This window comes from Nocardia sp. NPDC059764 (assembly GCF_042732555.1).
GTDB lineage: Bacteria > Actinomycetota > Actinomycetes > Mycobacteriales > Mycobacteriaceae > Nocardia.
This window is the reverse complement of the sequence record NZ_JBHWHH010000262.1, coordinates 1-7,511: the sequence shown is the minus strand read 5'-3', so window position 1 is coordinate 7,511 and position 7,511 is coordinate 1. Positions and strand designations below refer to the sequence as shown.

Sequence of the window (7,511 nt, the reverse complement as noted above, 5' to 3'; positions counted from 1 at the left end):
TCCCTTGGAAGCAAGCCGGTTTCGTCGTATTCGGCGCTGCGTCGTTTCAGGCGGGCAGTCCCAAGCCCGCCGCCAGTACCGGCCACGACTGCTTCACCGCTTCCTGCCAGTAGCCCCACGAGTGGGTGCCGGTGAGCGTGAAGTAGCAGGTGGCGGGAATGCCGAGCCATTCGAGCCGGGCCGCGAGATGGTGGCTGCAGTAGTCGGTGGCGGCTTCGATGCTGCCCCCGAGGGTCAGCTGGTCGATCCAGCCGTCGAGTCCGGGCAGGGTGTGCGGGCCGCCCGGCAGATCCCACCGACCTGGCACCCCGGATCCGCTGGAGATGAACAGGTTCAGGCCGCGCAGCTGATCGGCGTGCAGGAAGGGATCGTTGGCCGCCCATTCGGGATCGCCCACGGGCCCGTACATGTTGGCCGGGTCACCGCCGCCCTTCTCCACCACGGTGCTCACGAAATGATGGCCCAGCGGGTCGCTGATCTGGGCGCAGCCGCTGTAGGACGCGACCGATCGATACAGCCCGGGTGCGGCGATGGCCAGTTGCAGCACCGAGGTGCCCGCCATGGACAGGCCCGCGATCGCGTTGCGCCCGTTGCCGTTCAGTTCCCGGTCCACGACCGGCGGCAGCTCCCGGGTGAGGAAGGTCCGCCATTTGTTCACGCCCAGAACGGGATCGGGCGCGCGCCAGTCGGCGTAGTAGGTGTAGTCGCCGCCGATGGGCGCCACCACGGTGACGTTCTTGCCGGCGAGGAAGTCCATCGCGTCGGTCGCGGTCTGCCAGTTCACCGCACCGACGCCGCCGCCCGCGCCGCCGAGCAGGTAGAGCACCGGGACGGGCTGCGAGGTGTCGGTGGCGCGCTGCACCTCGACCTGGATGTCGCGGCCCATGGCGTCGGAATGGACCCACAGCGTCTGGAGGCGCCCGTCGCCGGTGTCGGGTTCGGCGGCGGCGGTGCCCGCGGCGGTCGTGAGCAGGATGGTTGCGGCCACCGCGGATAGTGCGCTGACCAGGACATTTGTCGATCGCACGGTGTCTCCTTCGGCGATGGAACTATGCCTGAGGGTACGATTCCGCGCCGCCGGTCAGGGCCGGATTCCATCCCTGGTGACCGCACTGTGGCCGTCCCGCGACCACCCCCGGACACGACGAAACCGGCTCGCTTCCCCTAGAGGCGCGCCGGTTTCGTCGTCTCCGATCAGGCGGGCAGACCCAGACCGGATGCCAGGACCGGCCACGAGTTCTTCAGCGCGTCCTCCCAGTACCCCCAGGAGTGGGTGCCGGTGGGCGTGAAGTCGTAGGTGGCCGGAATGCCGAGGCCGTCGAGCTTGACCTTCAGGTTGTGGGTGCAGTAGTTGGCGGCGGCCTCGAGCCCGCCGCCGAGGGCGAGCTGGTTGATCAGGCCGCCCGCGCCGGGCAGGGTGCGCGGGCCGTCGAGGGTGTCCCATTCACCCGGCAGGCCGGATCCGGTGGAGATGAACAGGTCCAGGCCGCGCAGCTGATCGGCGTGCAGGTAGGGATCATTGGCGGCCCATTCCGGATCGCCTTGGGGGCCATACATGTTCTTGCTGTCACCGCCGCCCGCGGCGACGACCGTATTGACGAAGTTGTAGCCGAGCGGGTCGCTGATCTGGGCGCAACCACTGTAGGCGGCCACCGATTTGTACAGGCCCGGCGCGGCGATGGGCAGCTGCAACACCGAGGTGCCCGCCATGGACAGACCCGCGATGGCATTGCGCCCGTTGGTGTTCAAGGCCGCGTCGATGAGCGGGGGCAGCTCCTCGGTGAGGAACGTCTGCCACTTGTTCACGCCCAATGTGGGATCCGGGTCGCGCCAGTCGGTGTAGTAGCTGAACGCGCCGCCGACCGGCTGCACCACAGTGACGTTCTTGTCGGACAGGAAGTTCAGGACGTCGGTGCGCTTGCGCCAGGTCGCGGTGTCGGTGCCGCCGCCCGCGCCATTGAGCAGGTACAGCACCGGGGTGGGCCCCGAGGTGTCGGCGGCTTGTTGCACGTCGACCTGGATGTTCTTGCCCATGGCGGCCGAATAGACCTGCAAGGTCAGGTTCCGCGCATCGGTGGGCTTGCTGGAGGCGATGCGGGAGCCGTCGGCGGAGGCCCCGGCGTAGTCCACCGAGGCGCCCGGATCGGCCCAGACGGTACCGGCCGCGATTGGTAGCAGGACGGTTGCGGTCAAGGCGAGTACTCCACTGCCCCAGATCTTCGTTGAACGCACGCTTTCTCCTTCGGCAGTGTTTTCCAGCTTATTACTACTCAGCGCATCACATTGCCGATCCCCTCTAAGTAATTGCTGGCTCGAAACTGAGTGGTGGCTGAGAACCCCGGTCAGTGGCTGTCAGCGCACTGTCGGTGAGCTGTCAGCGGCGGTCGGCATCGTCACGGACATGACACAGACCACCACTTCCGACGCCGCCCTGACCGCTTTCGTCGAGGCCACGGCCGTGCGGTACGACATGCCGGGCATCGCCGTCGGTATCTGGACGGGCGGCCGTGAGATCCATGCCACGGTCGGCGTGACCAGCACCGAGAACCCGGTTCCGGTGACCGAACACACCGTGTTCGCGATCGGCTCGACCTCCAAGACCTTCACCGCCACCGCGCTGCTGCGCCTGGTCGCCGACGGCCGGGTCGACCTGGACGCCCCGGTCCGCACCTACGTTCCCGAGCTCGAACTGCTCGACGAGCACACCGCGGCCACCGTCACCGTGGCGCAGCTGCTCAACCACACCGCCGGGTTCGAGTGGAACCTGATCAACAACACCGGCGAGGGCGAGGACGGGCTGGCCGCGTTCGTGGCGTCGCTGACCGAGCTGCCGCTGCTCGGCGCTCCCGGTGAGCGCGCGTCCTACAGTCAGGCCGGTTTCAATCTGCTGGGCCGCGTCATCGAGAACGTGACCGGCGATCCGTTCGAAAAGGTCGTCGCCGACACGATTTTCACGCCGGTCGGGCTGACCGAGAGCTACTACTTCCAGGGCGACATCATGACTCGCCGTTTCGCGGCCGGGCACGAGCGCCAGGAGGACGGGACGCTCGAGGTGGCGCGGGTCTGGAAGGGCACCCGCGCCAACAATCCCGGCGGCGGCCTCGGCACCACGGTGTCGGATCTGTTGCGCTGGGGCCGCTTCCACCTCGGCGACGGCCGGGGCGCGCACGGCGAGTCCGTCCTGCCCGTCGATCTGCTGCGCGCCATGCGGGAGCCGACCGTCACACTGCGCAACAGCACCCTGGCCGACGCGTTCGGCCTGTGCTGGATGCTGCGGGACGTGGACGGGGTGCGCATGGCCGGGCACGGCGGTTCCGGCTTCGGCCAGTTCGCGGACTTCCAGCTGGTGCCGGAGCGCGATTTCGCCATCGTGGTGCTCTCCAATGCCAGCCCGGACGGCATTCCGGCCAACCAGGCCATCGTCCGCTGGGCGTTGGAGCACTACCTGGGCGTGATCGACCAGGACCCGGAGCCGGTGCCGTTCGACGCCACCCGCGTCCCGGAGCTGTCCGGCGTGTACGACATCGACGCCATGACCATGACCTGCTACGCCAAGGGCGATCAGTTGTACCTGGACTGCAAGGTCAAGCCGGAGATCCGGGCCGCCGGGGGCGCGGAGATCCCGCAGGATCATCCGCCGTTCCCGTTCGGCATCCTGCCGGGCGACGGGGACGACTATGTGATCACCGCGGGATCATTCGAGGGTCAGCGCGGGTTCTTCAGCCGGGACGCCGACGGGGAGATCATCGGTGTGGATCTGGCCGGGCGACTGTTCAGCAGGGTGTCCTGAGCGGCGTCAGCCCACCGCCCGCGTCAAGCGGCCCAAGGCTTCCGGCCTGGAGAGGTCGGCCCCGAGCCGATATGCGCGGTGGTACTCGTCCGCACCGAGGCGCTCGGTGAGGGTGGCGACGAGCGTGGTCAGCTCGGGTTCTCCGTGATCGAAGACGCCGCGGATGACCTCGCTGAGGCCGAGGGCCGTGGCGGCCGCTGCGGGATCATCCTCCAGGAGATGGAGTTTCGCGAGGAGTTCCGCGGCGTGAGCCTGCGCGTGCGCGGTGAGGGCGGAATCGCCGTGCACGAACGAGCCTTCGATCACCTGAGGGAGCAGCGCACGGGCGGACCCGACGTCCTCTCCCGAGAGGTGATTCCGCAGCCGCGCGACCGCTATCTGGCCGGCTGCCATGGATTCCGGGTAGGGCAGGTGACGAATTCGCTGTTCGACTTGCTCCAGATCGCGGCCGGAGCGATCGAGATCACCTGTGCGGCGATGCAATTCGGCGCTGGCGAAGAGGATTACCGCGCTCAGCCGAGCCCGGCCCTGGTCGGCGGCGAGTCGTTGCGCGGCCTCGATATCGCGGGCGGCTTCGGCGAGTTCGCCGCCACGCATTCGTTCTTCCGCGAGGGCGGTGCGGGCGGCGGCGATATCGTCCTCGGTCCCGAGTTCGGACGCCAGGGTGACCGCGCGGGCGTAGTCGGCGAGGGCCCGATCATGCTCGCCCGCCACCGCGTGGGCGCGGCCGTCCGCGAGCAGGGCCATGCCCAGGCCCCAGCGATCACCGACGATCTCGAAGCCCCGCAATGCTTCTCGCCGGGCCTCGACTCCCTCCGCCAGCCGTCCCTCCCCGGTCGAAGCGATGTCGCGGGCGAACTGGGCGCTAGCCCGCACCCACGGATCCGGCCAGGTCATGGCCTGCCGCAGCTGTCGTTCGGCGAGCTTCTCGTCCTCGGCGCGGGCGGCCAGCAACGCGGTCCACAGTGGTACGGCGGGATGGAATTCCAGCCCACCGGCTGCCACGCAGTCCTCGATCAGCGTCGACAGCGAGCTTCCGGCGGGCGGGGCTCCGGCCATGAGGGCGATGACCCGGAACGCGGCGCGCGCCGATTCCGGCAGCTGGTCCGCGAGGGCCAGGATTCCGGCCAGCGAGCTCTCGAACTGGGTGCTCATCCCCCGGATCCCCCAGTACCAGAACAGGGCGCGCACCAGCCGCGACGCGATCTCCGGCGATGCCGGCTCCCCCAGCGCGGTGCGCAGCGCGACGGTCAGGTTGGCGTGTTCGGCGTCGAAAAGGGCGATGGCGGCGAGCTGTTCGGTGCCGCGCAGGTGGGGTTCGGCCTGTTCGGCGAGGGTCAGGTAGTAGTCGGTGAACGGCTCGGTGAGGTGGTCGGCTGAGGACGCGAGCCGGTCGGCGGCGTAGGCGCGGATGGTCTCCAGCATGCGGTAACGCGGCGGATCATCGGAGCTCACGGTGACCAGAGACTTCTCGACCAGGGCGTCCAGCAGGTAGAGCAGGTCGTCGGCCGGGAGTTGCTCGTCGCCGCAGATGATCTCGACGGCTTCCGCGGTCGCGCCGCCGGGGAACGCGGAAAGCCTTCGGGCCAAGACCTTTTCGGGTTCTCCGAGGAGATCCCAGCTCCATTCGACCAGGGCGAGCAGGGTGCGCTGCCGGGGCAGGGCGGTGCGGCTGCCGGAGGTGAGCAGCCGGAAGCGGTCGCCGAGCCGCCGGGCCACCTGGTCCACGCTCATGGCACGCAGTTTCGCGGCGGCCAGTTCCAGGGCCAGCGGGAGGCCGTCGAGTCGGCGGCAGATCTCCACCACCGGTGCGACGGTGTCGTCATCGAGCGCGAAGCCGGGACGGATGGCGGCGGCGCGTTCGACGAAGAGCCGCGCCGACAAGGAGCGTTGGGCCGCAGCGGAATCCGCGGTCTCGGCAGGCACGTCGAGCGGACCCAGATGACACAGCGCCTCACCGGTGATGGCGAGGGGTTCGCGGCTGGTGGCGAGTACCCGCAGTTGCGGCAGCCGGTCCAGCAGTGTCTCGGCGAGCCCGGCGGCGGCCACGATGACATGCTCGCAGTTGTCGAGCACCAGGACGGCAGGGCCGACGTCGAGGAGTTCGATCAGCCGGCCGGTCTTGTCGGGACGTTCGGCGGCGGCACTGTCGAGCGCGCCCGCGACGGCATCGGCGAGCTGGTCGGGTGCGCCCAGTTCGGCCAGCGGGACGAAGAACACCGTACCGCTGCCGTGCCGGTCCATGGACTCGAGCGCGAGGCGGGTCTTACCGGCCCCGCCCGGTCCCACGATGGTGACCAGTCGTGAATCCGCCAGCAACCCGGCCACTTCCGCGATCTCCGGTTCGCGGCCGATGAATCCGGTGAGGCGGGCCGGGAGATTCCGGGTCGCGGGTTCCCTTTGCGGGGAAGGGCTTTCGAGTTCGCCGCGCAGCAGCGCCAGGTGGGTTTCGCGCAGTATCGCCGACGGGTCGATGCCCAGTTCCTCGTCGAGCCGGACCCGGGTCTCCTCGTAGGCCGCCAGCGCGTCGGACTGCCGTCCAGCCGCGGCGAGGGCCCGCATGCGCAGGGCGGCGAGCCGTTCGCCGAGCGGATTGTCGGAGGTCGCGACCTCGAGGTCGGTGAGCACCTCGGCGTGGCGGCCCAACCGCAGATCGGCCTCGAAGCGGCCCTCGAGGGCGGCGGCCCGCAGATCGTCGAGCCGGGTCGCGGCGGCCTGGGCGTACGGGGCGTCGAGAACGTCGCCGAGAGCGGGCCCGCGCCACAGCTCGAGGGCCTCACCCAGCAGGCGGGCCGCCGGTTCGGCGCGGCCCGCTGCGAGTTCCTGCCGTCCGCGCCGCACCAGATCCTCGAACTGCTCGGCGTCCACGCGGACCCCGGGCAGCCGGTAGCCACCGGGCCCGAATTCGACGGTGCCCACATCGCGCAGGGCCTTGCGCAGCCGCGACACCAGCGCCTGCAGCGCGCCCGACGCCTCGGCGGGTGGTTCCTCGCCCCAGAGTCCGTCGACCAGCGCGGAGACGGACACCTCGCGCCCCGACTCCAGCGCCAATCGCGCCACCAGCATTCGCACTCGGACGCCGGAGATCTCGACCCGGGTCCCGTCCTCCGCATGGACCCGAACCGGTCCGAGCACACTCACCTGCACCCGGCGAGTCTTCCAGACACACCGGCCGGGCACCCGTCTCCGATCGCGGCGGGGCACAGCCGTTTACCCGTGAGGTAATCGACTCCGGGCGCCGTGGCGGGCACAGTCGATCCCATGACCGACATCTCCGCCGACCCGATCGGCCCCCAGTTGTTCGCCACCATGCCGTTCACCGAGGGCCTCGGCGTGCAGGTTCTCGACTGCGGCCCGGAACTCGTGCGCAGCCGGCTGCCTTGGCGCGAGAACCTGTGCACGCTGGGCGGTTCCCTGCACGGCGGCGCGCTGATGGCGCTGGCCGATGCCACCGCGGCGGTGTGCGCGTACCTGAATCTCCCGGCGGGCAAGCAGGGTACGACCACCGTGGAGTCGAAGACGAACTTCGTGCGCGCCCTGCGGTCCGGTCACGCCACCGCCACCGCGACGCCGCTGCACATCGGCCGGAGTTTCATCGTCGTGGAGACAGAGATCCGGGATGACGCGGGCGCTCTCGTCGCTAAGGTGACCCAGACCCAGGCGGTGCTCTAGTCGGCTGTCGACGCGATGCCCCCAAAGTTGCGGTCGTTCCACACGGAAC

Annotated in this window: 5 protein-coding genes; 2 read left to right on the top strand and 3 right to left on the bottom strand. The window is 69.7% G+C overall.

All coding sequences use genetic code 11. The annotated features are described in order from the left end of the window. Positions 1-46: 46 nt before the first annotated feature. Together ACFV4K_RS33645 and ACFV4K_RS33640 are read right to left on the bottom strand one after the other, a co-directional pair. Positions 47-1,027: an alpha/beta hydrolase gene (locus ACFV4K_RS33645; RefSeq protein ID WP_379280333.1), complete on the bottom strand. Its 981-nt coding sequence runs from the start codon at positions 1,025-1,027 to the stop codon at positions 47-49. 167 nt (positions 1,028-1,194) lie between these two features. Then, complete coding sequence (locus ACFV4K_RS33640) at positions 1,195-2,232, bottom strand: alpha/beta hydrolase (RefSeq protein WP_379280332.1); 1,038 nt, start codon at positions 2,230-2,232, stop codon at positions 1,195-1,197. Between the two features lie 169 nt (positions 2,233-2,401). On the opposite strand from ACFV4K_RS33640, the gene ACFV4K_RS33635 reads away from it, so the two are divergent. After that, positions 2,402-3,790 carry a serine hydrolase domain-containing protein gene (locus tag ACFV4K_RS33635; RefSeq protein WP_379280331.1) on the top strand — a complete coding sequence of 463 codons (1,389 nt, stop codon included), beginning with the start codon at positions 2,402-2,404 and terminating at the stop codon, positions 3,788-3,790. Positions 3,791-3,796: 6 nt separating this feature from the next. Here the strand turns inward: ACFV4K_RS33635 and ACFV4K_RS33630 are convergent, their stop codons facing one another. Next, the gene (locus ACFV4K_RS33630) at positions 3,797-6,937 is read right to left on the bottom strand and encodes a BTAD domain-containing putative transcriptional regulator (protein ID WP_379280330.1); all 3,141 of its coding nucleotides are present in this window, start codon (positions 6,935-6,937) and stop codon (positions 3,797-3,799) included. A gap of 114 nt (positions 6,938-7,051) precedes the next feature. Here ACFV4K_RS33630 and ACFV4K_RS33625 point away from each other — a divergent pair, with 114 nt between their 5' ends. Beyond that, positions 7,052-7,462 carry a PaaI family thioesterase gene (locus ACFV4K_RS33625; RefSeq protein WP_379280329.1) on the top strand — a complete coding sequence of 137 codons (411 nt, stop codon included), beginning with the start codon at positions 7,052-7,054 and terminating at the stop codon, positions 7,460-7,462. Positions 7,463-7,511: the final 49 nt, after the last annotated feature.